This window comes from Rhodoferax sp. LS1R11, from assembly GCF_056521395.1.
In genome coordinates, this window is the sequence record NZ_JBWMAW010000004.1 from 54,610 (window position 1) to 78,876 (window position 24,267).

At 57.4% G+C, this 24,267-nt stretch carries 26 protein-coding genes; 15 read left to right on the forward strand and 11 right to left on the reverse strand.

Annotated elements, in window-relative coordinates:
- Positions 1-82: 82 nt before the first annotated feature.
- Genes AC097N_RS06870 through AC097N_RS06880 form a run of 3 tightly spaced genes read right to left on the reverse strand, consistent with a single transcriptional unit; the run spans position 83 to position 2,168 of the window.
- Positions 83-778, reverse strand: a complete 696-nt coding sequence (locus tag AC097N_RS06870) for a nitroreductase (RefSeq protein WP_479580151.1) — start codon at positions 776-778, stop codon at positions 83-85.
- A complete protein-coding gene (locus AC097N_RS06875; RefSeq protein WP_479580152.1) occupies positions 775-1,221 on the reverse strand; it encodes an acyl-CoA thioesterase in 447 nt (148 codons plus the stop codon). The genes AC097N_RS06870 and AC097N_RS06875 overlap by 4 nt, the downstream gene beginning before the upstream one ends.
- Positions 1,218-2,168, reverse strand: a complete 951-nt coding sequence (locus AC097N_RS06880; RefSeq protein WP_479580153.1) for a histone deacetylase family protein — start codon at positions 2,166-2,168, stop codon at positions 1,218-1,220. Before AC097N_RS06880 ends, AC097N_RS06875 begins: the two co-directional genes overlap by 4 nt.
- 195 nt (positions 2,169-2,363) lie before the next feature.
- Between AC097N_RS06880 and AC097N_RS06885 the strand changes: the two genes are divergently transcribed.
- Entirely contained in the window at positions 2,364-2,906 is a 543-nt protein-coding gene (locus tag AC097N_RS06885; protein WP_479580154.1) for a phasin family protein, read from the forward strand.
- 224 nt (positions 2,907-3,130) lie between these two features.
- On the opposite strand, the gene AC097N_RS06890 is transcribed toward AC097N_RS06885, so the two are convergent.
- The gene (locus AC097N_RS06890) at positions 3,131-4,045 is read right to left on the reverse strand and encodes a patatin-like phospholipase family protein (RefSeq protein ID WP_479580155.1); all 915 of its coding nucleotides are present in this window, start codon (positions 4,043-4,045) and stop codon (positions 3,131-3,133) included.
- Between the two features lie 62 nt (positions 4,046-4,107).
- Between AC097N_RS06890 and AC097N_RS06895 the strand changes: the two genes are divergently transcribed.
- Positions 4,108-5,151 (forward strand): extracellular solute-binding protein, encoded by a 1,044-nt coding sequence (locus AC097N_RS06895; RefSeq protein WP_479580156.1) that lies wholly within the window; start codon positions 4,108-4,110, stop codon positions 5,149-5,151.
- 79 nt (positions 5,152-5,230) lie between these two features.
- Positions 5,231-5,725: a DUF1499 domain-containing protein gene (locus tag AC097N_RS06900; RefSeq protein ID WP_479580157.1), complete on the forward strand. Its 495-nt coding sequence runs from the start codon at positions 5,231-5,233 to the stop codon at positions 5,723-5,725.
- Here AC097N_RS06900 and clpA read toward each other — a convergent pair.
- The 3 genes from clpA to icd all read right to left on the reverse strand — a co-directional run bounded on the left by clpA (position 5,722) and on the right by icd (position 9,914).
- Complete coding sequence (gene clpA, locus AC097N_RS06905; RefSeq protein WP_479580158.1) at positions 5,722-8,049, reverse strand: ATP-dependent Clp protease ATP-binding subunit ClpA; 2,328 nt, start codon at positions 8,047-8,049, stop codon at positions 5,722-5,724. The genes AC097N_RS06900 and clpA overlap by 4 nt on opposite strands.
- 82 nt (positions 8,050-8,131) lie before the next feature.
- Complete coding sequence (gene clpS / locus AC097N_RS06910; protein ID WP_479580159.1) at positions 8,132-8,494, reverse strand: ATP-dependent Clp protease adapter ClpS; 363 nt, start codon at positions 8,492-8,494, stop codon at positions 8,132-8,134.
- A gap of 166 nt (positions 8,495-8,660) precedes the next feature.
- Positions 8,661-9,914, reverse strand: a complete 1,254-nt coding sequence (icd, locus tag AC097N_RS06915; protein ID WP_479580160.1) for an NADP-dependent isocitrate dehydrogenase — start codon at positions 9,912-9,914, stop codon at positions 8,661-8,663.
- Between the two features lie 165 nt (positions 9,915-10,079).
- On the opposite strand from icd, the gene AC097N_RS06920 reads away from it, so the two are divergent.
- The gene (locus tag AC097N_RS06920) at positions 10,080-10,532 is read left to right on the forward strand and encodes a DUF192 domain-containing protein (protein WP_479580161.1); all 453 of its coding nucleotides are present in this window, start codon (positions 10,080-10,082) and stop codon (positions 10,530-10,532) included.
- Positions 10,533-10,638: 106 nt separating this feature from the next.
- On the opposite strand, the gene AC097N_RS06925 is transcribed toward AC097N_RS06920, so the two are convergent.
- Both AC097N_RS06925 and xseA read right to left on the reverse strand, forming a co-directional pair.
- The gene (locus AC097N_RS06925; RefSeq protein WP_479580162.1) at positions 10,639-11,220 is read right to left on the reverse strand and encodes a superoxide dismutase; all 582 of its coding nucleotides are present in this window, start codon (positions 11,218-11,220) and stop codon (positions 10,639-10,641) included.
- A gap of 50 nt (positions 11,221-11,270) precedes the next feature.
- On the reverse strand, positions 11,271-12,617 hold the full coding sequence (gene xseA / locus AC097N_RS06930) for an exodeoxyribonuclease VII large subunit (RefSeq protein WP_479580163.1): 1,347 nt from the start codon (positions 12,615-12,617) through the stop codon (positions 11,271-11,273).
- 351 nt (positions 12,618-12,968) lie between these two features.
- Between xseA and AC097N_RS06935 the strand changes: the two genes are divergently transcribed.
- The 6 genes from AC097N_RS06935 to adk all read left to right on the forward strand — a co-directional run bounded on the left by AC097N_RS06935 (position 12,969) and on the right by adk (position 16,791).
- Complete coding sequence (locus AC097N_RS06935; RefSeq protein ID WP_479580164.1) at positions 12,969-13,598, forward strand: MotA/TolQ/ExbB proton channel family protein; 630 nt, start codon at positions 12,969-12,971, stop codon at positions 13,596-13,598.
- A gap of 2 nt (positions 13,599-13,600) precedes the next feature.
- Positions 13,601-14,029: an ExbD/TolR family protein gene (locus AC097N_RS06940; protein ID WP_479580165.1), complete on the forward strand. Its 429-nt coding sequence runs from the start codon at positions 13,601-13,603 to the stop codon at positions 14,027-14,029.
- Positions 14,030-14,033: 4 nt separating this feature from the next.
- On the forward strand, positions 14,034-15,050 hold the full coding sequence (lpxK, locus tag AC097N_RS06945) for a tetraacyldisaccharide 4'-kinase (protein WP_479580166.1): 1,017 nt from the start codon (positions 14,034-14,036) through the stop codon (positions 15,048-15,050).
- A 21-nt stretch (positions 15,051-15,071) separates the two neighbouring features.
- Entirely contained in the window at positions 15,072-15,254 is a 183-nt protein-coding gene (locus tag AC097N_RS06950; protein ID WP_479580167.1) for a Trm112 family protein, read from the forward strand.
- Positions 15,251-16,009 (forward strand): 3-deoxy-manno-octulosonate cytidylyltransferase, encoded by a 759-nt coding sequence (kdsB, locus tag AC097N_RS06955; RefSeq protein WP_479580168.1) that lies wholly within the window; start codon positions 15,251-15,253, stop codon positions 16,007-16,009. Before AC097N_RS06950 ends, kdsB begins: the two co-directional genes overlap by 4 nt.
- Positions 16,010-16,134: 125 nt before the next feature.
- Positions 16,135-16,791 (forward strand): adenylate kinase, encoded by a 657-nt coding sequence (gene adk, locus AC097N_RS06960; RefSeq protein ID WP_479580169.1) that lies wholly within the window; start codon positions 16,135-16,137, stop codon positions 16,789-16,791.
- A 19-nt stretch (positions 16,792-16,810) separates the two neighbouring features.
- Here the strand turns inward: adk and AC097N_RS06965 are convergent, their stop codons facing one another.
- On the reverse strand, positions 16,811-17,809 hold the full coding sequence (locus AC097N_RS06965) for an asparaginase (protein WP_479580170.1): 999 nt from the start codon (positions 17,807-17,809) through the stop codon (positions 16,811-16,813).
- A gap of 110 nt (positions 17,810-17,919) precedes the next feature.
- On the opposite strand from AC097N_RS06965, the gene lexA reads away from it, so the two are divergent.
- The 3 genes from lexA (at position 17,920) to AC097N_RS06980 (ending at position 20,019) form a co-directional block, all read left to right on the forward strand.
- Positions 17,920-18,594: a transcriptional repressor LexA gene (gene lexA / locus AC097N_RS06970; protein ID WP_479580171.1), complete on the forward strand. Its 675-nt coding sequence runs from the start codon at positions 17,920-17,922 to the stop codon at positions 18,592-18,594.
- Between the two features lie 21 nt (positions 18,595-18,615).
- On the forward strand, positions 18,616-18,924 hold the full coding sequence (locus tag AC097N_RS06975) for a hypothetical protein (RefSeq protein ID WP_479580172.1): 309 nt from the start codon (positions 18,616-18,618) through the stop codon (positions 18,922-18,924).
- An 87-nt stretch (positions 18,925-19,011) separates the two neighbouring features.
- Positions 19,012-20,019, forward strand: a complete 1,008-nt coding sequence (locus AC097N_RS06980) for a D-2-hydroxyacid dehydrogenase family protein (protein WP_479580173.1) — start codon at positions 19,012-19,014, stop codon at positions 20,017-20,019.
- Positions 20,020-20,087: 68 nt separating this feature from the next.
- Here AC097N_RS06980 and AC097N_RS06985 read toward each other — a convergent pair whose 3' ends face one another.
- The gene (locus tag AC097N_RS06985; protein WP_479580174.1) at positions 20,088-21,533 is read right to left on the reverse strand and encodes a hypothetical protein; all 1,446 of its coding nucleotides are present in this window, start codon (positions 21,531-21,533) and stop codon (positions 20,088-20,090) included.
- A 163-nt stretch (positions 21,534-21,696) separates the two neighbouring features.
- Here AC097N_RS06985 and AC097N_RS06990 point away from each other — a divergent pair, with 163 nt between their 5' ends.
- Complete coding sequence (locus AC097N_RS06990; RefSeq protein WP_479580175.1) at positions 21,697-23,217, forward strand: 3-hydroxyacyl-CoA dehydrogenase; 1,521 nt, start codon at positions 21,697-21,699, stop codon at positions 23,215-23,217.
- 313 nt (positions 23,218-23,530) lie between these two features.
- Complete coding sequence (locus AC097N_RS06995; protein ID WP_479580176.1) at positions 23,531-24,250, forward strand: Crp/Fnr family transcriptional regulator; 720 nt, start codon at positions 23,531-23,533, stop codon at positions 24,248-24,250.
- The last annotated feature ends 17 nt before the right edge of the window (positions 24,251-24,267 follow it).

Genomic DNA, 24,267 nt, shown 5'->3' on the forward strand with positions numbered 1-24,267 from the left:
CGTTCTGCCTGCCAAATATCAAAAACCTGACGCATGAAGCCAGTATCTGCCTGGCATGGCGTTGTCGTGTGGTATTTCTCCTTTAGTCAAGCCAGTGCGTGAACTCGGCAACCGGGACGCGGGGCGTGTGAAAAGTATTCACTACCTCGGTTTCGTCCGCATAGCCCAGCGCCATACCGCAAACCAGCATCTCGTCCGCGCCTGCGCCAATGTGCGGCAGGATGATCTTGGCAAACCCATTCCAGGCGGCCTGCGGGCAGGTGTGCAAACCGCGCCCACGGGCTGCCACCATGATGTTTTGCAGAAACATGCCATAGTCCACGAGGGAGCCCCGCCCCATCACGCGGTCCAGTGTGAACATGAGCCCCACAGGCGCGTCAAAGAATTTGTAGTTGCGCTGATGCTGCAAGTGCATTTTGTCTTTGTCGGCCTTGCCAATACCAAGCAAACCATACAGGCCCCAGCCGTTTTCACGGCGGCGGTCAATATAAGGGCTGACCCATTTTTCAGGGTAGTAGTCATACTCTTCCCGATAATCGGCAGCCAGACCCGAATTCTCCCGAATGGCATCATGGGCTGAACAAACCTTGTCTACCAGGGTTGCACGGCTTGCGCCTTGCAGCACATATACCTTCCAGGGCTGGGTGTTGGTGCCCGAGGGTGCGCGGCTGGCCACCTGCAACAACTCGGCAAGGGTTTCCCGCGAAACTTCTTGCTGCGTGAAAGCACGAGCAGACATACGCGACGTGATGGCCGCATCGACAAGGGTTTGGGTCATAAAAGGGTTTCCAGAACAGTTTTCAGTTGGGTTGGCAGCGCTACGGGGCGCCGGGCTTTTTTATCGACATAGACATGAACGAAATGGCCTTTGGCGGCAGTCAGCGGTGCGCCCTGTGCAAACAAGCCCACCTCATAGCGCACACTGCTTGAACCCAGCCTGGCAACACGAATACCTGCATCCACCACTTGGGGAAAAGCCAATGGGGCAAAGTAATTGCACTGGGTCTCAATTACCAGACCGATGGTCTCACCACCATGTATGTCCAGCACGCCTTGCTCAATCAGGAAGGCATTCACCGCGGTATCAAACCAGCTGTAATAAACGACGTTGTTCACGTGTCCATAAACATCGTTGTCCATCCAGCGCGTGCTGATAGGGCGAAAAATGCGATAGGCACTGCGTGGCTCGGGTTGTGGCTTGGGGGGATTAAGTTCGCTCATGTTGGTAGATTTTGCCAGTGGCGTTGCCACTTGTTCCAGTAAGTCAGTGCAACCCGGTAGGTATTGAGTTGCACCTGCACCGTGTCCTCGATTTTCACGCCATACCCACCCGCCATCACGAAGGCCGATGGGATTCGCCTTTGAAAACACCAGTCAAAAACACGCCGGTCGCGCGCCTCCAGGCCGTCGTAACTGAGTTTCAGCCGCCCCAGACGATCGCCTTCGAAGGGGTCGGCACCAGCCAAAAATATGACCAAGCCAGGATCAAATCGTTCGGCCAGGGTTTCCAGAGCAGATTCCAGGGCCACAAGGTAGTCAGCATCAGTGCACCCATCGGGCAAGGCGACATCCAGGTCCCCAGCCTCCTTGCGAAATGGAAAGTTCTTCTCGCCATGCAGGGACAGGGTAAAAACGCTGTCGTCGTGGCGAAAGATGCTCGCGGTGCCATTGCCCTGATGAACATCCAGATCAACAATTGCGACCCTCAGTGCGGACCGGTGCGCGCCCGGACGGCGACCCCACTCAGCCTGCATGAGCCGGGCAGCCACCGCAACATCATTGAATACACAGAACCCGCTGCCCTTGTCGGCATAGGCATGATGGGTTCCGCCCGCCAGATTAGCAGCAATGCCCTGCGTCAAAGCATTGCGAACAGCACAGACCGTGGCACCCACCGATCGGCGCGCCCGCTCAACCATGGCGGAGCTCCAGGGGAAACCAATTTCGCGCTGGGCTGCGCCGGTCAACGTGCCCTCTTCGATCGAGGCGACATAGGCAGGCGTGTGCACCAGCGCCAACTCACCGTTGCTGGCACAGGGTGCAGGCATCAATTTGACAGAGGGCATCACCTGGACCAATTGATCCCGCAGCATCCGGTACTTGGCCATCGGAAAACGATGCCCCTCAGGGAGCGGCAATACAAACTGATCTGCGTAAAAGGCTTTCATATCGCTATTGTGTCGGTACCCTCGAAAATTCATTTTCTAGAAGTCGACATCTAATTTGCTGCAACGCAACAAAAACGACTTGCAGCATTTTTTGATTTCCCTATAATTTGATTCATGCTGCACTGCAACATAGACTAGGAAGAGGCTGGGTTCGGGCGCAGATAGTTTTACCTCATTTTTATTGGAGATACTTACATGTTGACCGTCGAACAAGTCTTGGCTTCACACAAAGCAAACGTTGAAACCTTGTTGGGCCTGACTTCCAAAGCATTCGAAGGCGTTGAGAAAATTGTTGAACTCAACCTCACGGCTTCCAAAGCAGCTTTGGCCGAAACTGGCGAGCATGCCAAGGCCATGCTGAGTGTCAAGGATGCGCAGGAGTTGTTGGCTCTTCAGTCCGGTCTGCTTCAGCCCCTGGCTGAAAAAACCGCTGCTTATAGCCGTCACCTGTATGAAATTGCTTCGGGCTCCAGCGCTGAGTTGAGCAAGTCCTTCGAAGGTCAAGCTGCTGACGCACAAAAGAAATTCATGGGTCTGGTGGACACTGCTGCCAAAAACGCACCCGCTGGTTCCGAAACTGCCGTTGCCGTGATGAAAAGCGCCGTTGCTGCTGCAACAACCGCGTTGGAATCAGTGCAGAAGGCTGTCAAACAAGCCACTGAAGTTGCTGAATCCAACTTCAATGCAGTTGCTGCTTCCGCTGCTGATGCAGGCAAGCCAGCTGGCAAGAAACGTTAATTCACTTCATTAGTGTGAATTAAGACAAAATTAAATCGCTTATCAGAATCAGTAACTCAAGCAAAAAAGGGAAAACCCTGAGATACTAGAGTTAAGTTTGATTTAGGAAACATTTTTTGTTTCTGCAGGTTGTCTCCTCGGGTCCTTTCGAAACCTTCAGGTTCAGGGATCCCTTAAGGGCTGGTCGCAAGACCAGCCCTTTTTTTATGCTCGCCAGGCAGCCGTCATTTTGTTTTCGCCTCTATCGCGGCCCTGAGTTGCGGCAACGCAGCCTGCATGGCCGTTCTGCCCGCCTGAATGGAGCGACGTCGGGCGCCAAAGTCCGCGCTGGCTACGCCAACCAACGAGGGACGAACCACAACCTCGGCCTCACGCAGTTCAAACGCATTGATGCTTTTGATCATGATCGAAAAGGTTTGCAGCAAAACCTGCAAGGTGTCGCTCGCTGGATTTCCTTCGGGCGCACTTGAAATATCGACAGCGACAATCAGATCGGCCCCCATTTGCCGCGCATAACGCACCGGCACAGGTGACACCAGACCACCATCAACGTACTCATGTCCTGAAATTTTGACAGGCTGAAAAACCGCCGGCACAGCACTTGATGCCCGCACGGCAGACGATGTGTCCCCACGCTGAAACAAAACACCCTGGCCGCTGTTGAGATCGGTAGCAACAACACCTAGCGGTATGGGCATGTTTTCAATGGTGCGGCCATTGACCTGTGCGTTCACATACCGCGCCAATGACTCTCCACGCAACATGCCCCGGTTGAAGATCGGGAGCGTCCAATCGGCAAATGTGGCTTCCTCCATCGTCTCTGCCACCTGCTGCAACTGGGCTCCTGACTTGCCGCTTGCGTACAACGCCGCTACCAAGCTGCCCGCCGAGGTACCCACCACGAGACTAGGACGAATACCCGCCTCCTCCAGAACCTGAATCACGCCAATGTGGGCAAAACCACGCGCCGCACCGCCCCCCAAAGCGAGTCCAATTTTTGGAAGCTTTTTGACAACAGGCTGTACCAATGGCGGAATTTCCACAGGCTTGACCGGTGCCGGACCCGACGCGCAACCCACCAAAACGGATACCGAGAGAGTGACCTGAAGAAATTTCGAGTTCAAAATTGAAAACTTCATTTAATGATAATGATTCGCGTTTGTGTTAAAGTAATCGAACATTTTTTGGAAAGCACTCAGACATGTTGAAAAAACACATCCCTTTCGCCTGCGCCATTTTGCTCGCCTGTACGGCTGCCACTGCGCAGGAGCAGGTTCTGAATATCTATTCAGCACGGCACTACCCAACTGACGAAGCGCTGTATACCAATTTCACCAAATCGACGGGCATCAAGATCAACCGGGTTGATGCAGATGATGCCGGCATTCTTGCCCGTCTCAAGGCCGAAGGCACGGCATCACCCGCGGACGTGATCCTTCTGGTGGACGCAGCCCGCTTGTGGAAGGGTGAAGTAGAAGGCCTGTTCCAGCCTGTCAAGTCCAAAACGCTTGATGACGCCATTCCGGTTCAATATCGCGGTAAACCCACGGCCGACGGGGCATCGCCCTGGTTCGGATTTTCCACCCGCGCCCGAGTCATCGTTTATGACAAGGTGAAGGTGAAAAAGGAAGACGTCGACACTTATGAGGAGTTGGGCGACCCAAAAAACAAAAACAAGCTGTGCATCCGCTCCGGTTCGCACCCTTACAACCTTTCGTTATTCGGTGCGGTGCTGGAGCATATGGGCGAACAAAAGACCGAAGCCTGGCTCAAAGGCATGGTTGACAACCTCGCGCGCTCGCCCAAAGGCGGGGATACCGATCAAATCAAGGCTGTCGCGGCCGGTGAATGCGGCATTGCCGTCACCAATACCTATTACCTTGCCCGTCTGATGCGTTCATCGGCGCCCGAAGACAAAGCCGTCATGGACCGGGTTGGCGTTGTTTTTCCCAACCAGATGACGTGGGGCACACACGTTAATATTGCGGGTGGTGCGGTGGCGAAAAATGCCAAGAACCAGGCTAATGCAATCAAATTCCTCGAATACCTGGCTAGCGCACCTGCACAAGACCATTTTGCCAACGGCAACAATGAATGGCCGGTTGCAAATGGTGTGAAGATCAACAATGCGGCTTTGCAGGCCATGACGGGTGGAAGTTTCAAGAGCGAGACCATACCGATCAACGTCGTGGGCATGAACCAAGTGAAAGTTCAGCAAATGCTTGACCGGGTGGGCTTCAAGTAAACAGCAAGCAGGTCATCTCGGGTATTCTTGAACTTCCTTTTTCCGATCGGAAAAGAGGCAAGTTCAGAGAAAGCGAAACATGAAAATCTCGAGTTTGATCGCCTTGACGGCCCTGGTAGTCTTGGTGGTCACCGTTGGATTGGTGGGTGCCGGGCAACTTGGTTTTCTGACCGGCAAGGTGCCTCAATCTTTGGGTGTCAAGGAGGGACGGCTCAGTCCGCCCTCGTCAAATCCCAACAGTGTCAGCAGCCAAGCCGACTTTTATCCGGAACACCCACAAAAAGATTACGCGCGAATCGCGCCCCTCACCTACAAGGGGGACGGGGAAGCGGCCATGACACGGCTCGCGACGCTATTGTCCCAGGCCGACAGTACCGTGGTCATCACACGTGAGCCTGATTACATCTACGCACAATGCACAACAGCGCTGCTCAAATTCACTGACGACATTGAATTTTGGCTCGACAAAACCAACAATGTCATTCAGGTTCGTTCAGCCAGCCGCCTGGGACGCAAAGACTTAGGCGTGAACCGGACGCGGGTGGAATCCATCCGCGCCCAATTCGCCAATTAACCGGCGGTCGCCTCCTGCGCCTCGGGCTTGGGCTTGCCCTCTTTCTTGGGCAAGGGCTGGATATCCAGCAAGACCTCGGTTTTACTCTCGTCCGTGTCATCGAGGTCCACGGTCAGGCGACCACCATCGGTGAGGCGTCCAAACAGCAACTCATCAGCCAGCGCACGACGAATCGTGTCCTGAATCAGGCGCTGCATCGGTCGGGCGCCCATCAACGGGTCAAAGCCCTTCTTGGCCAAGTGCTTGCGCAGCTTGTCGGTGAACGTGACCTCGACCTTCTTGTCTGCCAACTGGGCTTCCAGTTGCAGCAAGAACTTGTCGACCACGCGCATGATGACAACCTCATCCAGCGCCTTGAAGCTGACCACAGCATCAAGACGATTGCGGAATTCCGGTGTGAACAGGCGTTTGATATCCGCCATCTCGTCACCCGATTCACGCACGTTGGTGAAGCCCATCACCGTCTTGTTGATGGACTCCGCACCAGCATTGGTCGTCATGATGATGATGACGTTGCGGAAGTCAGCTTTACGGCCGTTGTTATCCGTCAGCGTGCCGTGGTCCATAACCTGCAGGAGCACGTTGAAAATGGCAGGGTGCGCCTTCTCGATTTCATCAAGCAACAACACGCAATGCGGTTTTTTCGTGATTGCCTCGGTCAGCAGACCTCCCTGGTCAAACCCGACGTAGCCCGGAGGTGCGCCGATCAAGCGGCTCACCGCATGCTGCTCCATGTACTCGCTCATGTCAAAGCGAATCAGGTCAATACCCATGATGTAGGCCAATTGCTTGGCGGCCTCGGTCTTGCCAACGCCCGTAGGTCCGCTGAAAAGGAAGGAACCAATCGGCTTGTCGCCTTTGCCCAAACCTGAGCGCGCCATTTTCACGGCTGAGGCCAGCATGTCGATCGCCTTGTCCTGACCAAACACGACATTTTTGAGGTCACGCTCCAGCGTCTTGAGTTTGCCGCGATCATCATTGGAGACATTGGCTGGCGGGATGCGGGCGATCTTCGCCACAATTTCCTCCACCTCTGTCTTGCTGATGATTTTCTTGCGCTTGGAAGGCGGAAGGATGCGCTGTGCAGCACCAGCCTCGTCAATCACGTCAATCGCCTTGTCAGGCAGATGACGGTCATTGATGTACTTGGCACTCAACTCGGCCGCAGCCTGCAAAGCCGCCACGGCGTACTTGACGTTGTGATGCTCTTCAAAGCGAGATTTCAATCCTTTCAGAATCTCCACCGTTTGTTCAACCGTGGGCTCAACAACATCCACTTTCTGGAAGCGGCGCGACAGCGCTGCATCTTTTTCGAAGATACCGCGGTACTCGGTGAACGTTGTCGCACCAATGCATTTGAGTGCGCCGGAGCTCAGGCCAGGCTTTAGAAGATTGGATGCATCCAAGGTACCGCCTGAAGCAGCGCCCGCACCAATCAGTGTGTGGATTTCATCGATGAACAACACGGCGTTGGGCCTGTCTTTAAGCGATTTCAGAACCCCTTTGAGACGTTGCTCGAAATCGCCCCGGTATTTGGTTCCGGCAAGCAGCGCGCCCATGTCGAGTGAATAAACCACCGACTCAGCCAAAATCTCAGGCACGTCTTTTTGCGTGATGCGCCATGCCAAGCCCTCGGCAATGGCCGTCTTGCCCACACCAGCTTCACCCACCAGCAGCGGGTTGTTCTTGCGCCGGCGGCACAGAATCTGGATGACGCGCTCGACCTCGTATTCACGCCCGATCAAGGGATCAATCTTGCCGTCCTTGGCCAGTTGATTCAAGTTGACGGTGTATTGCTCCAGCGGTGACTGCTTTTCGTTTTTCTCGCCGCCCGACTCGTCATTCTCTGGCTGGCTCTCGCTGGTTTTCCCCGTTTCAGGCGGGTCGTTTTTCTTAATGCCGTGTGCAATGAAATTAACCACATCCAGACGCGTCACGCCTTGCTGATGGAGGTAATACACGGCATGCGAATCTTTCTCGCCAAAAATGGCGACCAACACGTTGGCACCGGTGACTTCCTTCTTGCCGCTGCCAGTGGACTGCACATGCATGATGGCGCGCTGAATCACCCGCTGGAAACCAAGCGTAGGCTGGGTATCCACATCATCAGACCCGGCCACCTGAGGCGTGTTGTCCTTGATGAAGTTCGAGAGCGACTTGCGCAGGTCGTCGATGTTGGCCGAACAAGCCCGCAGTACTTCTGCTGCACTGGGGTTGTCCAGCAAGGCGAGCAGCAAATGCTCAACCGTGATGAACTCGTGACGCTGTTGACGCGCCTCAACAAACGCCATATGAAGGCTGACTTCCAATTCTTGGGCAATCATGTGATTTCCTTTTAAAGCCTTGTTTTGATGTTTAACTGTAATCCGATTTCAATACCAATTCTGCTCAGATGCCATCATCTGCCTAGAAATCAACAGGCTCGCTAATGCATTTCAACGGGTGCCCTGCTTTGGCTGCAGCATCGAGCACCTGATCCACCTTGGTTGCAGCCACATCCTTGGAATAAACCCCGCAAACGCCTTTGCCATCGAGATGGATCTTGAGCATGATTTGCGTCGCCGCTTCCAGGTCCTTGCCGAAAAATTCCTGGATCACAACAACAACAAACTCCATGGGTGTGTAATCGTCATTCAGCATGACAACTTGATACATCTGCGGTGGTTTGGTCTTCTGTGTTCGCCGCTCCAGGACGACAGAGCCGCCCTCATCGCGGTCGGGTTGACGAATGGGTGGAGCGGGGGGGGTTACAGGGGGTTTGGTTGCCATGCTTTCATTCTACCGAGGGTGTCTGAGCACTGCAGCACCAACCAGAATTGGTGACAGTTTCACTACTTTCAAGCAATACAAAGAAAAAAACCGCTCCAGGCCATCCGGCCAGAGCGGTTGCAACGGGGGCAAGACCTTCAACCTCCCCCATCCGGGACCCGACAAATCACATGTGGTCGATCATGACCTGCCCGAAACCTGAGCAACTCACTTGGGTCGCACCGTCCATCAGGCGGGCAAAGTCGTAGGTCACCTTTTTGCTCAGAATGGACTTCTCCATCGAGCTGATGATCAGGTCCGCGGCCGCCGTCCACCCCATGTGGCGCAGCATCATTTCGGCAGACAGAATCTCAGAACCAGGGTTCACATAGTCTTTGCCAGCGTACTTGGGCGCTGTGCCGTGGGTGGCTTCAAAGCAGGCCACCGAATCCGACAGGTTGGCACCCGGGGCAATGCCGATCCCACCCACCTGGGCCGCCAACGCGTCAGACACGTAGTCGCCATTCAGGTTGAGCGTGGCAATGACACTGTACTCGGCGGGACGCAACAGGATTTGCTGCAAGAACGCATCGGCGATCACGTCTTTGACGATGATTTCTTTGCCAGTCTTGGGGTTCTTGAATTTCATCCAGGGACCGCCATCAATCAACTCGGCACCGAATTCTTTTTGTGCCAGACCGTAGGCCCAATCACGGAATCCACCTTCGGTGAACTTCATGATGTTGCCTTTGTGCACGATGGTCAGGCTGGGCTTGTCATTGTCGATGGTGTACTGCAAGGCCTTGCGCACCAGACGCTCGGTGCCTTCAATGGAAACGGGCTTGATGCCGATGCCGGACGTGTTGGGGAAACGTATCTTCTTGACGCCCATTTCATCCTGCAGAAACTTGATGAGCTTCTTGGCCTTGTCGGACTCGGCTTCGAACTCGATACCCGCGTAGATGTCTTCCGAATTTTCACGGAAGATGACCATATTGGTTTTTTCCGGCTCTTTCACGGGCGATGGAACACCCTTGAAATACTGGATGGGGCGCAGGCACACATACAAATCAAGTTCCTGGCGCAACGCCACGTTGAGAGAGCGAATGCCACCGCCCACAGGCGTGGTCAGCGGACCTTTGATCGACACCACATACTCGCGCAATACCTGCAGGGTTTCTTCGGGTAGCCAGACGTCAGGGCCATACACATTGGTCGACTTTTCACCGGCGTAAACCTCCATCCAGTGGATCTTCTTGGCGCCGCCATAGGCCTTGGCCACCGCAGCATCCACCACCTTCAGCATCACGGGGGTGATGTCCTGGCCGGTACCGTCGCCTTCAATGAACGGGATGATCGGCTGATCGGGCACGTTCAGAGACATGTCGGCATTGACGGTGATTTTTTGGCCTTCTGAGGGCACCTTGATATGCTGGTACATGTAGCGGTATCTCCATGAATGGATTCAATTTGCAGGATTTTTCGAGCCAGAATCAGCCTAAATTTGTGCTAGACACTGGTTACAAGTCGATTTTTATTCTATTCCGAAATATTTGGAGATTCCTGACAAGTCCGGCCAACCAGCCCCTTGCGTCAGAATAGCGCCATGAAAAAATATGCAATTGGACTCCTCGGGTTGGCAGCGCTCATGTCAGGTATGAGCCACGCGCAAAACGCGCCTCAGCTGGACCTGCCCCGCATCAAGCTCTCGGCTGGCATGCACTTGATCGACACCCAGGTGGCCGCGACGCCAGAGCAGCGCTCAACCGGTCTGATGTACCGCAAGGAGATGCCGCAGACCGAGGGCATGCTTTTTGTTTTTGAACAAACAGCACAACAATGTTTCTGGATGAAAAACACCCTGCTGCCCTTGACCGCGGCCTTTGTGGCGGACGACGGCACCATCGTCAACCTCGCCGACATGAAGCCACAAACCACGGAGGCCCACTGTTCAACCCAGCCCGTGCGCTATGTGCTGGAAATGAACCTGGGCTGGTTCGCCAAGAAAAGCATCAAGGCCGGAGCCAAGCTGGGTGGTCAACCATTTGAACCCCGCTAATGCTCTTTTTTTAATAGCTACTCCCGCATGATTGACGGGGGCTACAGCCTAAAAAGACACAAAAAAAGCCACCCGAGATGGGGTGGCTTTTTCATGGCTGCAAACTTCAGGCGAAGTTGGCTTCAGCAAAGCTCCAGTTCACCAGCTTCTCGAGGAAAGTCTCAACGAACTTGGGACGCATGTTGCGGTAGTCGATGTAGTAGGCATGCTCCCACACGTCCACGGTCAGCAAAGCCTTGTCAGCGGTGGTGAGCGGCGTGCCAGCTGCACCCATGTTGACGATGTCCACAGAACCATCGGCCTTCTTGACGAGCCAGGTCCAGCCGGAACCGAAGTTGCCCACGGCCGATTTCACGAACGCTTCCTTGAAGGCGGCGTAAGTGCCCCACTTGGCATTGATGGCGGCTGCCAGCGCGCCGGTGGGCTCGCCGCCGCCGTTGGGCTTCATGCAGCTCCAGAAGAAGGTGTGGTTCCAGATTTGAGCGGAGTTGTTGTACACACCGCCGGAGGATTTCTTGATGATCTCTTCCAGGGTCATGCTCTCGAACTCGGTCCCTTTTTGCAGGTTGTTGAGGTTCACCACATAGGCGTTGTGGTGCTTGCCGTGGTGGTACTCCAGGGTTTCCTGGGAGTAGCTGGGGGCCAGGGCATCAATCGCGTAAGGCAGGGGGGGCAGGGTGTGTTCCATGGAGATCCTCTTGAGTTTGTTGGTTGGAAATGGGATTGTAGAAACTTTGTTCACGCGCCATGTGACACAGTCAAATCAACCTCGCCGTCCGCGAGGGTGGCGCGCACCTGCTGGCCCGGGTGGGTTTGCTGCACGCTGGTGAGGGTCTCGCCTTCGCCGCTGGTCAGCCAGGCGTAACCACGTTGCAGCACCAGCGAGGGGTCGAGCAGGCCCAGACGCAACGCGGCACGGTGCAGCCGATCGCCTTTGCGGGTCAAACCGCGTTGCATTGCAACGGGCAGATCCGCTTGCAACTGCAGCAGGTTCTGCTGTTTTTGTTTCAAAAAATGCAGCGATGACGACTGCAGGCGCTGCGCGCTGGACGCCAGCCGGAGGCGCTGGCGCCCCACGAGTGCCGAGGGTCGCGCCAGACGGGAAGCGGTCAGGTCCAGCCGCTGGCTTTGCTGGTCCAGTTGGCGAAACACCGCGTCTTGCAGGTGCCGCGCCATCAGATCCAGGGCGCCCAGCCAGACATCGCGGGGCTGGGCCACCAGCTCGGCCGCCGCCGTGGGCGTAGGCGCGCGCAGGTCGGCCACAAAATCGGCGATGGTGAAGTCGGTCTCGTGCCCGACACCGCAGACGACGGGCACCGGGCTTTGCGCCAAGGTGCGGGCCAGTTGCTCGTCATTGAAAGCCCACAGGTCTTCCATGGAGCCGCCGCCACGCACCAGCAGGATCACGTCAATGATGGGCGCAGCCGTTTCGGTTTTCTTTTTTGATTTTTTAGGAGAATCGGGCTGCAGCCCTTGATCCACGTGCGCAAGCAGATATAGATTTGATAGCGCCTTGACCAGATCGCCAGGCGCGCTGGCGCCTTGCACCAAGGCCGGGGCCACCACCACCGGAATGTGGGGCACGCGCCGCTGTAGCGCCGTCATGACGTCATGCAAAGCCGCTGCACCCAGTGAGGTCACCACGCCAATGCCGCGCGGCATCAAAGGCAAGGCCCGTTTGCGGGCCGGATCGAACAGGCCCTCACCCTCCAGCTTGGCCTTGAGTTTGAGAAACTGCTCAAACAAGGCGCCCTGCCCGGCCCGGCTCATGCTTTCGACAATCAGCTGCAGGTCTCCCCGCGCTTCGTACACCCCCAGGCGCCCCCGCACTTCGACCAACTCGCCGTCACGCGGCGAAAAATCCATCAAGGTGGCCGCACGGCGGAACATGGCACAGCGGATCTGCCCGCTTTCGTCTTTGAGCGAAAAGTAGCAGTGCCCGCTGGATGCTCGGGAAAAACCCGTGATCTCGCCACGCACCGTCACCGGGTTGAAACGCGCTTCCAGCGCATCCGCAATGGCACGACACAGGGCACCCACCGGCCAGACGCGAGGCGCCACCGCGGCAGATTTGAACTCAGACATCATGGAATCCACGGGTGCGCGCACGTGGAGTCGGCAAAGTACTCCACAGCGGGCGTCCTACAGCCAAGCCTGGGGCAAAGCCCGCTGGAAAGCCTGATGTTGTGTTGCAAGTGCTTGATTTCATTGGGTTTTTTATTGCTTAAATAGTCATCAATCTGTCACAGGGCCCAGCCGGCGTGGCTTGATGGCCCCTCGCAGCACACTTACTCACAAAGTTATCCACATATTTTGTGGGTGAACGCCGTGTGAGCTTCGTGTTCGTGCCGCGGTTGCCCGCTGCGCGGATCGCGTCCAAACAAAGAGGTGGGTGGGCGATAATCTCTGCGCATTTCATCTGCGCGGAGATTCAATTTGTTTTCAATCATACAAGCGGCTGGCTGGCCGATCTGGCCCTTGGTCGCCTGCTCCATTCTGGCGTTGGCACTGGTTATTGAGCGCTTCATCAGCCTGAAGACCTCCAAGGTCGCCCCACCCAAATTGCTGGACGAGGCGTTGGCCGTGTCACGCACGTCAGTACCGGCCCCCGATGTCGTGACCCAGCTCGAAAAGAACTCGGCCCTGGGTGAAGTGCTGGCCAGCGGCTTCCGGGCGCTGAACGCCAATCCGCGCTGCAGCGAGGCCGACCTGCGTTCCTCAATGGAAGGTGCCGGACGCGTGGTAGCCCACCGGCTGGAGCGTTATTTGAGCGCCCTGGCCACGATTGCATCCGCAGCACCATTGATGGGTTTGTTTGGTACCGTGGTCGGCATGATCGAGATTTTTGGCTCGCAGACCGCCCCCGGCGGCGCCACGGGGGGTAACCCGGCGCAACTGGCGCACGGCATTTCGATTGCGCTGTACAACACCGCGTTTGGCCTGATCGTGGCCATCCCTGCGCTCATTTTCTGGCGCTACTTTCGGGCCCGGGTGGACGAATACCTGTTGACGCTGGAGCTCGCTTCTGAACGGTTGGCCCGCCACCTCAACACCTTGCGCAAATGAGCATGAACTTTCGCACCCGTTCGCGTGAAGAGCCGGAAATCAACCTGATTCCGTTCATTGACGTGTTGCTGGTGGTCCTGATTTTTCTGATGCTGTCTACGACCTACAGCAAGTTCACCGAACTGCAACTCAAACTGCCCGTGGCCGACGCCGATGCACAGCGCGACTACCCCAAAGAAGTGGTGGTGACCGTCACCAGCGATGGCGCCTATGCCGTCAACAAAGTTCCCGTCGAGGGCCGCAGCCTGAACGCGCTGGCTGCCGCCTTGCTGGATGGCGCCAAGGCCGGCAAAGAGTCGGTGGTGATCATCAGTGCCGACGCCAGCGCCAAGCACCAAGCCGTGGTCACGGTGATGGAAGCCGCCCGCCGCTCGGGGCTGACACAGATCACCTTTGCCACCCAGTCGTCGTCCCACAACGGGACCCCATAAGGCCATGAGCGGCGCGCAATTGCCAGCATGGCAGCGCGCCGTGACTCGCGCCTGGACCCACAGGGGCTGGCTGGCGTGGCTGCTGCTGCCGCTGGCCCTCTTGTTTGGCGCCTTGGCCGCGCTGCGCCGCGCCCTGTACCGGGCCGGTTGGCTCAAAAGCCAACGCGTTCCGGCCATCGTCATTGTGGTGGGCAATGTGGTCGCTGGCGGCTCTGGCAAGACACCGGTCGTCATGGCGCTGGTGCGTCACCTGCAGGCCCAAGGTCTGCAGGTCGGGGTCGTCTCCCGTGGTTATGGACGCCAGTCAACCGATAGCCATGAAGTGCTGGCCGACAGCCCCCCATCGGATGTGGGCGATGAACCGGCATTGATCAAGCGCGCCACCTCGGCGCCCGTGTTTGTGGCGGCCCGGCGTGTTGAGGCAGCCACGGCACTGCTGGCGCGCTACCCGGCCACCCAGGTGATTGTTTGCGACGATGGGCTGCAGCACCTGGCGCTTCACCGCGACCTGGAAATTTGCGTGTTTGATGACCGGGGCATTGGCAACGGTTTTTTGTTACCCGCCGGGCCTTTGCGCGAGCCCTGGCCGCGTGCGGTCAACCTGGTGTTGCACACCGGCGCCCATCCGGCATTTGCCGGGTTCACCGCCCAACGTCAGCTCGCCCCTTACGCCCTGCGCGCCGATGGTGACCAGATTGAACTGAGCGCGCTGATGAAGGCGCCTGTCAAGCCCTTGCTGGCCCTGGCAGCCATCGCCAAGCCCGACGACTTCTTCACCATGCTGCGCGCCCAGGGCCTGCCTCTGGCGCGCACCCTTGCGTTGCCGGATCACTATGATTTTGATAGCTGGACCCGCAATGAATACCTGGGCTACACCGTGATTTGCACTGAAAAAGATGCCGTCAAGCTGTGGCACAAAAAAATCGACGCGCTCGCTGTGCCGCTGGTCTTCACGCCCGAGAAGGCCTTCCTCAACCAACTCGACACGCTGTTGGCGCCCTTGCTGGCCGCCCGCCACTGAACCCAAAGTTATCATCTGCCCATGGACACACGACTACTTGAATTGCTTGTTTGCCCCGTCACCAAAGGCCCCTTGGCCTATGACCGGGACAAGCAGGAACTAACCTCCCGCAGCGCGCGCCTGGCTTACCCGGTGCGCGACGGCATCCCGATCCTGCTGGAGAACGAGGCGCGCACGCTCACCGATGAGGAGCTCGGGCTTTGAGCTTCACGGTACTCATTCCAGCCCGCCTCGCCTCCACACGTCTGCCGAACAAGCCGCTGGCCGACATTGGCGGTGCGCCCATGGTGGTGCGCGTCGCCCAACGCGTCATGCAAGTGCAAAGCGCCGCAGGCGCAGTCCGGGTGGTGGTGGCAGGCGACAGCCCCGAGATCATCAGGGCCTGCCAATCCCATGGCATTGAGGCCTTGTTGACCCGTATCGACCACCCGTCGGGCAGTGACCGCCTGGCCGAAACGTGTGAGCTGCTGGGCCTGGGCGATGATGAAATCGTGGTCAACGTGCAAGGTGATGAGCCCCTGATTGACCCGTCACTGGTCGGCGCCGTAGCGCAGTTGCTCTCCGATCGGCCCGAAGCCAGCATGAGCACGGCCGCGCATGCCATCGATCAACTGGCTGACTTTCTCAACCCCAATGTGGTCAAAGTGGTGACGGATGCCCGGGGATTGGCCCTGTACTTCAGCCGGGCCCCCATTCCACACTGGCGCGATCAGCCGGGCCCCGCCCTGCCCAGTCCGGCGCCCTTGCGCCACATTGGCATCTACGGTTACCGGGTTGGCTTTTTGCGGCAATTCCCCAAGCTGGCCCAGGCCCCCCTAGAAATCACGGAAGCGCTGGAGCAACTGCGTGCCATGTGGCATGGCCACCGCATCGCAGTTCATGTCGCAGCCCACGCGCCAGGACCGGGCGTTGACACGCCCGAAGACCTGGAGCGGGTACGGCGTTTATTCAGTTCCTGAACGGCCGGTCATGTAAGGCAGGCACAAGCTGACGCGTGCTATTCTCGAAGGAAACGAAGCAGGTCGATTGGCCCGAACAAAGCTACGACCCTGCTGCCTGATTTTCAATAAATCCAAGGACATTCATGAGACTCATTCTTCTGGGCGCGCCCGGCGCTGGCAAAGGCACACAAGCCACTTTCATCTGCCAGAAATACGGCATTCCACAGATCTCCACAGGCGACATGCTGCGCGCTGCGGTCAAAGCGGGCACACCCCTGGGTATTGAGGCCAAAAAAGTCATGGACGCAGGCGCCTTGGTCAGCGACGACCTGATCATCAACCTGGTGAAAGAACGCATTGCACAGCCTGACTGCGCAGCGGGTTTCCTGTTTGATGGCTTCCCACGCACCATTCCCCAGGCTGACGCCATGAAGGCGGCCGGCGTCAAGCTCGACTTCGTACTTGAAATCGATGTGCCGTTTGACGCCATCGTTGAGCGCATGAGCGGACGCCGATCACACGCTCCGTCAGGTCGCACTTACCACGTCAAGTTCAACCCACCCAAAGTGGCTGGTGTGGACGATGTCACGGGTGAGGCGTTAATCCAGCGCGAAGACGACAAGGAAGAAACTGTGAAGAAACGTCTGGACGTCTACAGCGCCCAGACGCGTCCTCTGGTGGACTACTACTCCGGATGGGCCAAAACAGACCCAACCCATGCTCCTCAATACCGCGCCATCAGTGGCACCGGCAGCGTGGAAGAAATCAAGGCCCGCGCCTTCGAGGCATTGGCAAACTGACCTCGATTGCTGGCGTCCATCAGGTCGCCAGCAGTTCCAGCATCAGGGCGACCCGGGCCTTGACCGGAGACAGCCCTTGGGAATCAACGATGGCATGTCCCGGCGCTGGCAACACACGACCGTTTGCACAACGACTGGCACGCACCACCTTGACCCCCACCGCCTGAGCCCTGATCAGCGCCGCTTCAAGATCCTGATGGATGGTGCCGTTGCCGGTGGCGGCCACCACCAGCCCCCGCAAGGGTGTCCAGCCATCCGACTGGGCGCCTGGGCGCAACAAGGCGTCCACAATGGCGCCGCTGGCCCCTGCGAAATTCATCACAATCTCAACACGCGGCAACCCTGCAGGCGCTATCTTTTCAATAGCTACTTCCGCACTATTGACGTGGGCTACAGGCCAATTTCGTGAAAGTCGAGCACACCCCTCCTCCACAAACCCCAGCGGCCCCATGTCGCCTGAGTTGAAGGCATCCACCCGGTAGGTGTGGACTTTTTGCACATCCACTGCGCCATGAATGGTGCCGGCACACACCACCAGCACCCCGTGTGCCCCAGGCGTCACCGCCACCGCCACCGCATCCATCATGTTCTGGGGACCGTCAGGCGCCAAACTGGAGGCTGGCCGCATGGCGCAGGTCAACACCACTGGCTTGCGCGCCAGCAATGACGGCGCCAAGACTGCGTGCAGGAAAAAGGCCGTCTCCTCCAGCGTGTCTGTGCCGTGAGTGATCACCACCCCTCTCACGTCCGCCTGCGCCAAATGGTGGTTCACCCGCAACGCCAGTTGCTGCCACACCGCAAAACTCATGTCCTTGCTGTCAATTTGCGCCACCTGCTCGGCCAGCAAGGTGCGGCCGGCCAGCACCCCCGACAGCCCCGGAACGCCATCGAGCAAGACCTGCACGCCCACCTGTGCCGCCGTGTAACCCACGTTGTCGGCGGCCTGGGCAGCGGTGCCGGCAATCGTGCCGCCTGTGCCCAAAACCACCAGCCGCTCTGAACTATTTGTTGGACTCACTTGCATACTTTCAAAAACTGGTTAAAAATACAGCTACTGGATATCAAGACAGTGTGTATGAACCCACAGTTGTTATCACAGTCTGACCCACCTACCTCCAAGGAGTCGCCATGCTTGAAAGCCCGAAACTCACCGCCCGCCAACAGCAAATTCTGGAACTCATCCAGAGTGCCATCTCCCGCACTGGCGCACCGCCTACCCGGGCTGAAATTGCCACCGAGCTGGGCTTCAAGTCGGCCAATGCCGCGGAAGAACACCTGCAGGCACTCGCACGCAAAGGCGTCATTGAACTGGTCAGCGGCACCTCACGCGGCATTCGCCTCAAAAGTGACACCCTGCGATCTATCAATGAATCGCGCAGCAAGCAGTACTCCCTCACGCTGCCCGGCATGGCGCAACTGATGTTGCCACTGATTGGGAGGGTAGCCGCGGGCTCTCCTATTCTCGCGCAAGAGCATATCGACCAGACCTACTACCTGGAAAACAGCCTCTTTCAGCATCGGCCGGACTACCTGCTGAAAGTGCGGGGCATGTCCATGCGCGACGCCGGCATCATGGACGGCGACCTGCTCGCCGTGCAGTCCACCCGAGACGCCAAGAATGGGCAGATTGTGGTCGCCCGCCTGGGGGATGAAGTCACCGTCAAACGCTTTCGGCGCAACAAGGATGTGATTGAGTTGCACCCTGAAAACCCGGACTACCAAACCATCGTGGTAGAGCCCGGTGAGCCATTTGAAATTGAAGGTCTGGCCGTTGGTTTGATTCGTAACACCATGCTGATGTAAACATCCACAGAAAGGTTCCAAATGAGCACTGCCCTGTCTGCTGTTCCCGGAGTTTTTGCCCCTTTGCATGGCCTGTGGCGCTGGCTGATGCCGATTCCAACCCGTGAAAGAATCGCCCCTGTCAATGTTGCACTTCGTCTCAATGAGTTCACGCCACCCGAGACCGCCAAAACGGGCAGTCCCTCGTTGCGTCGCCCACTCCGAGTGGTCCGCATTCTGGAAGCCGACCAGGCACCAGCCCATGTAGGGCGCATGCTGATTTCTGGCCGAATGGCCGATGTTTGTGCCGAGCTCGACCGCCTTGCAGCGCGTGAAGCAGCACTTCACTGAAACCAGACACAAATAGCGCTTGGTAACCAGAGGTAAGTTAGAGGTCGCGCCCAAATCACCCAGATTGCCGAGGCACAATATCACTCTATGAATATTGTGATTCTTGATGATTACCAGGACGCCGTTAGAAAGCTCGACTGCGCGGTGAGATTGGAAGCCTACCAGGCCAAGGTTTACACCAACACGGTTAAGGGTTTGGGTCAGTTATCTGTTCGGCTCAAGGATGCCGATGTGATTGTGTTGAACCGCGAGCGGACTCACATGACACGTCAGTTGGTGGAAAAACTCCCCAAACTCAAACTGATTGTGCAAACCGGCCGCGTAGGCCCGCACGTCGACATCACCGCCTGCACCGAGCGTGGTATTGCGGTGGCAGAAGGCTCTGGGTCACCCGTAGCCCCTGCCGAACTCACTTGGGCACTCATCATGGCCGCCATGCGTCGGCTGCCACACTACATCAGCAACCTGAAGCATGGCGTGTGGCAACAGTCCGGTTTGAAGTCGGGTTCCATGCCACCAAACTTTGGTGTCGGCATGGTCCTCAACGGCAAGACACTAGGGATCTGGGGTTACGGCAAGATAGGGCAACTCGTCGCCGGCTATGGCAAGGCGTTCGGCATGAAAGTGCTGGTCTGGGGGCGAGAAGCATCCCGAGAAAAAGCGGTGATGGATGGCTTTGAAGCAGCAACCACCCGGGATGAATTTTTTGAGCAATGCGATGTGCTCTCGCTTCATCTGCGCCTGACCGACAACACCCAGGCCATTGTCCGTCTGGACGATCTGGCCCGAATGAAACCAACGGCCCTGCTGGTCAACACCTCTCGCGCTGAACTGATCGAACCCGACGCCTTGATTGGCGCCCTCAACCGGGGCCGGCCTGGCATGGCGGCGGTGGATGTTTTTGAAACCGAGCCCATTTTGCAGGGACACGCCCTGCTGCGGCTGGAGAACTGCATCTGCACACCCCACATCGGCTATGTAGAGCAAGACAGTTACGAGCTGTATTTTGGCGCCGCCTTTGACAACGTCATCAACTTCATCAAAGGCACGCCGACGAATATCGTCAATCCAGGCGCCCTGCAAGTACGCCGTTGAGCCAACGCGGGACTATTTGGACGAACGCGCTGCCAGCATAACTTTTAAAACGGCGGATCAAAAATCTCTCAGGCATCCAGTGCGTTGAGTTCAGCGTTCATCCCCGCAAACTCAGCTGCATGGATACTGAACAGCCTGCTGAAATGCAGGCGCAGGTTTTGGAAATCGTCTTTTCTGTTCATCATGTGCAACAGTTTTAACAGGTCCATGTACACCATCGGTGACGACTCGCCACCACCATGAATACAACGCTCGAGTACCTCAACAGCCTTGTCATACTGCGCCAGTGCGACAAAGAAATCGGCCTGTTGGCGGGTGTCGAACAGTTCCTGGGTATTGGAGGTCAGCGTGGAGCCAGCGATGCTGTGCCCAAAGTCACGACCCCGCTCCGATATAGGAAAATCCAACGCCGCAACCTGCTGGCCTGGCATGACCGCCGGGATCGTAGGCGGTTGCAAGGGGCTATCAATTGAGGCCAGCAGCGAATTCAACTCCAGGTCGACTTCGGCAGACGCGCGCACCGCCCCCTTCACGCCCGGAAGCCCTGGCACATAGGTCATATCAAATCTTTCGAGGCTGGCATTCGTTGGTGCCTGAAACTCTTCGGCCATTTGCGATTCGCGCCACCAGTCCTGCGACTGCGCCAGTTGACGACGTTGTCGGAGCCACAGGTAAACCACACCGCCAAGTGTGAACAACAACAAGCCAAGAAGACCGTACACCAATGACGAGGAATACCGCTGCGACTCCACTTGTTGCAGCTGGTTGATCAAATCCGTCTGACTCGCCTGATTTTTGGCAGCCAGGGCACGCAAGGTGAGCAGGTTTTCCTCCAACCCCTGAGTTCTGGCTGAATCACGCAGCACGTCCTGGGCAGACCGGTTCAATGCCAGCCACCAGGCAGTCGCTTCGGCTCTCCGCTCCACGCTGTCGGTGGGGGATGTCAACAGCTCGGGACTCGACTTGAGGCCGGAATCGCTGCCGGGAAAAGACTCAAATGCGTCAAGCTGCAAGCGGGATTTACCCACCAGTTTCTTCTCCACCAATTGAGGTAGCGGGGCTGGCTTGAACCGGGCCACTGCGACTGGCACGCGTAATTCGACAGGCTTCGCTGCGGTGACGGCCACGAGCGGCTTTTGTTTTACAACATCAGGCGCAGATTGCGAGGCTTCTGCCTTGGCCACCACCTTGGGCACTGGCCCGGCAGAGGTGGCGGGGAGTGACATCTCACTTGGAAAGTCTGCCAGCAATACATAACGACGCGACGTCTTCTGTGAACAGCCTGCGCGCAAATTGACGGCAACGACTGGCTCGTCAATCAAGGTCGAAGACATCACACGCACATTCGCAACAGTGGCGGCGGCGCCAGACACGAAAATCACTTTAACGCGAGAGGTATCCTGGCGCGTGTCGGCATAAAAAACGTCGGCGTCGAAACAAAATGCCGATACATCTTCATCTGGCTGAAACCTGACCTGAACACTCAAATCCAGCGGTCTGCCAACGAGTGCCACGCCGCTTACCGGCCCCAAGGTCAGCGCCAGACTGGAGGCCGTGCCGCAAAGCAGTGCCCAGCCTGCCAACAGGGATTGGAGCTTGGGTAAAAAGGTCATGACGAATATTTTCTCACACGGAACAGGCTTCAATGACCGTGAACAAGCGGCCATAATTCACACGATGAAACCAAATTTTTCCCGTATCGGCATTGTGGGAGCAGGAGCGATGGGGCGTGGTATTGCCCAAATTGCGGTACAGGCAGGCAGCGAGGTTCGTTTGTTTGACACCCAAATTGACGCCATCCGTACTGCACAGCATGCCGTTTGCACTCAGTGGGACAAGCTATGTGAAAAAGGGCGACTGGCGGGTGAGCAGGCGGCGGCCTACAAATCGCGGCTGCTCTGCGCCAATGCGCTGAGTGATCTCGCAGGCTGCGATTTGATCATCGAAGCGGTGATTGAGCGTCTTGACGTCAAGGCGAACCTGTTTGCCGAACTTGAGGCGATGGTACGGCCAGACACGGTGCTGGTCACCAACACTTCGTCGCTTTCAGTCACAGCGATCGCCGCACGCCTCAAACGTCCTGAACAGTTTGCAGGCTTTCATTTCTTCAACCCGGTCCCTTTGATGAAGGTCGTGGAGGTCATTGCCGGCCTCAAGACCAGTCCAGGCGTCTGTGCAGATCTGGCCGCTTATACCCGTCAAATGGGGCACACACCAGTGCAAGCTCAGGATACGCCAGGCTTTATTGTCAATCACGCTGGTCGCGGTTATGGCACCGAAGCCTTGCGAATCGTCAGCGAAGGAGTAACGGACTTCGCCACGATTGACCGTATCCTGAAAGACCAGATCGGCTTCAAACTCGGCCCGTTTGAACTGATGGACCTGACCGCACTGGACGTCTCCCACCCTGTGATGGAATCGGTTTATCGCCAATACTATGAGGAGCCGAGGTATCGGCCCAGTGTCATCACGGCTCAACGGCTGGCCGCGGGCCTGTTGGGGAAAAAAGTGGGTGAAGGCTTTTACCGGTATGAAGCGGGCCTGGCACAGATCAGCCCGGAGCCCCCGGTACCTGAAGTCGATGAGATGCCGCCCGTGTGGGTTTCACCGCGCGCCTCCCGCCGTGCCGAGTTGCTGCTATTGCTCAAAAATCTGGGCGCCAGGATCGAAACAGGCGCGGCCCCCTCACCCATGGCCCTCACCCTGGTCGCTCCGCTGGGCTTTGACATGACCACCGTGGCCGTCGTTGAGCGGCTCGATCCCGCGCGCACGATTGGTATTGACATGCTGGTCGACGACGCGACCACACGTCGCCGCGTGCTGGCCACCAATCCGGCGACCCGGACTGATATGCGCCGGGCGGCCCATGCCTTGATGGCACGTGATGGCAAGGCGGTCAGTGTTATTCGGGACAGTGGCGGGTTCGTGACCCAGCGGGTGGTTGCGACCATCGTCAACATTGCCTCCGACATGTGCCAGCAAAGCATCTGCTCGCCCGCAGACCTGGAAACTGCGGTGACTCTGGGCCTGGGCTACCCTATGGGGCCGCTGGCCATGGGCAATCTATACGGTCCGACCAATATGCTGGAGGTGCTGTTCAACATGCAAACCGTTTACGGGGACCCGCGTTATCGCCCCAGTCCGTGGTTGCGACGACGTGGTGCCATTGGTCTGAGCCTGTTGCACGAAGAAGAATAGAAATACGTCACCATGACCGCCGAACTCAAGCGCAACAGCGCAAGGTATTGAAGGCTGGCACATGAGGGCGATCCGTGCTTTCCCCAAACTTGTCGCCGAGTTATTGATGCGCGGGGAACGCGTTGACCATCATCAAGACGCTGCTCCATCAGTTGGACGACACGACGCTGATTAACCAGCTCGGACACGAACGTGACCATTTCGTGCGTAACCTTCACCATGCCAACGCAGACACGCAGGCGACACTGCCTCGTCTGCCCAGGGGTCCCAAGCGTGACAATGGGACCATTTTCAGTCACCCAAAAGACAGACCATGATTGAACCTATTCTTACCATCGATGAACGAGAGGCGATCAATTCAGGTCGCTGGTTTTCAACCCTTTCACCCTCCCTCAGACACGACATACTGCGATGTGCTTACGTCAAACGATACAAGGACGGCGACTTGATTTGTGCCCGCGGCGAGCCGCCAGACGAGTGGATTGCCTGTGCGCGTGGCGCCGTCCGGGTGAGTTCAACGTCCATATCAGGCAAACAGGTGACGCTGACTTATGTAGAGCCGGGTATCTGGTTCGGCGACGTCGCCATCTTCGACGGCGACCGACGGACGCACGATGCCTACGCACACGGCGACAGCACCATTCTGTGTGTGGCCCGAGCCGACTTCAAGAAAATTCTGGCCGCGCATGCAGAGCTTTACGAGGCATTGTTGCGCCTGCAATCACGGCGCATCCGGCAGCTCTTCGGCTTGGTGGAAGACTTGAACACCCTGCCCTTGCGGGCACGGCTGGCCAAGCAGTTGCTGCACCTGGTGCGCAGCTACGGCGTACCGTCTCTTAGCGATGGATCCGAAGTGCGCATTGGGCTGCAGTTGGCCCAGGAAGAGTTGGCACAGTTGCTGGGCGCATCCCGCCAACGCGTCAACCAGGAACTTAAATCCATGGAGCGCGAAGACGCCATTCGCATTGAGCCGGGCGGTCTGGTGATTCGCAACCGCGACGCCCTGATGCGCATCATTGAATCTGACAAATAGAACCTGGAAGGAAAGAA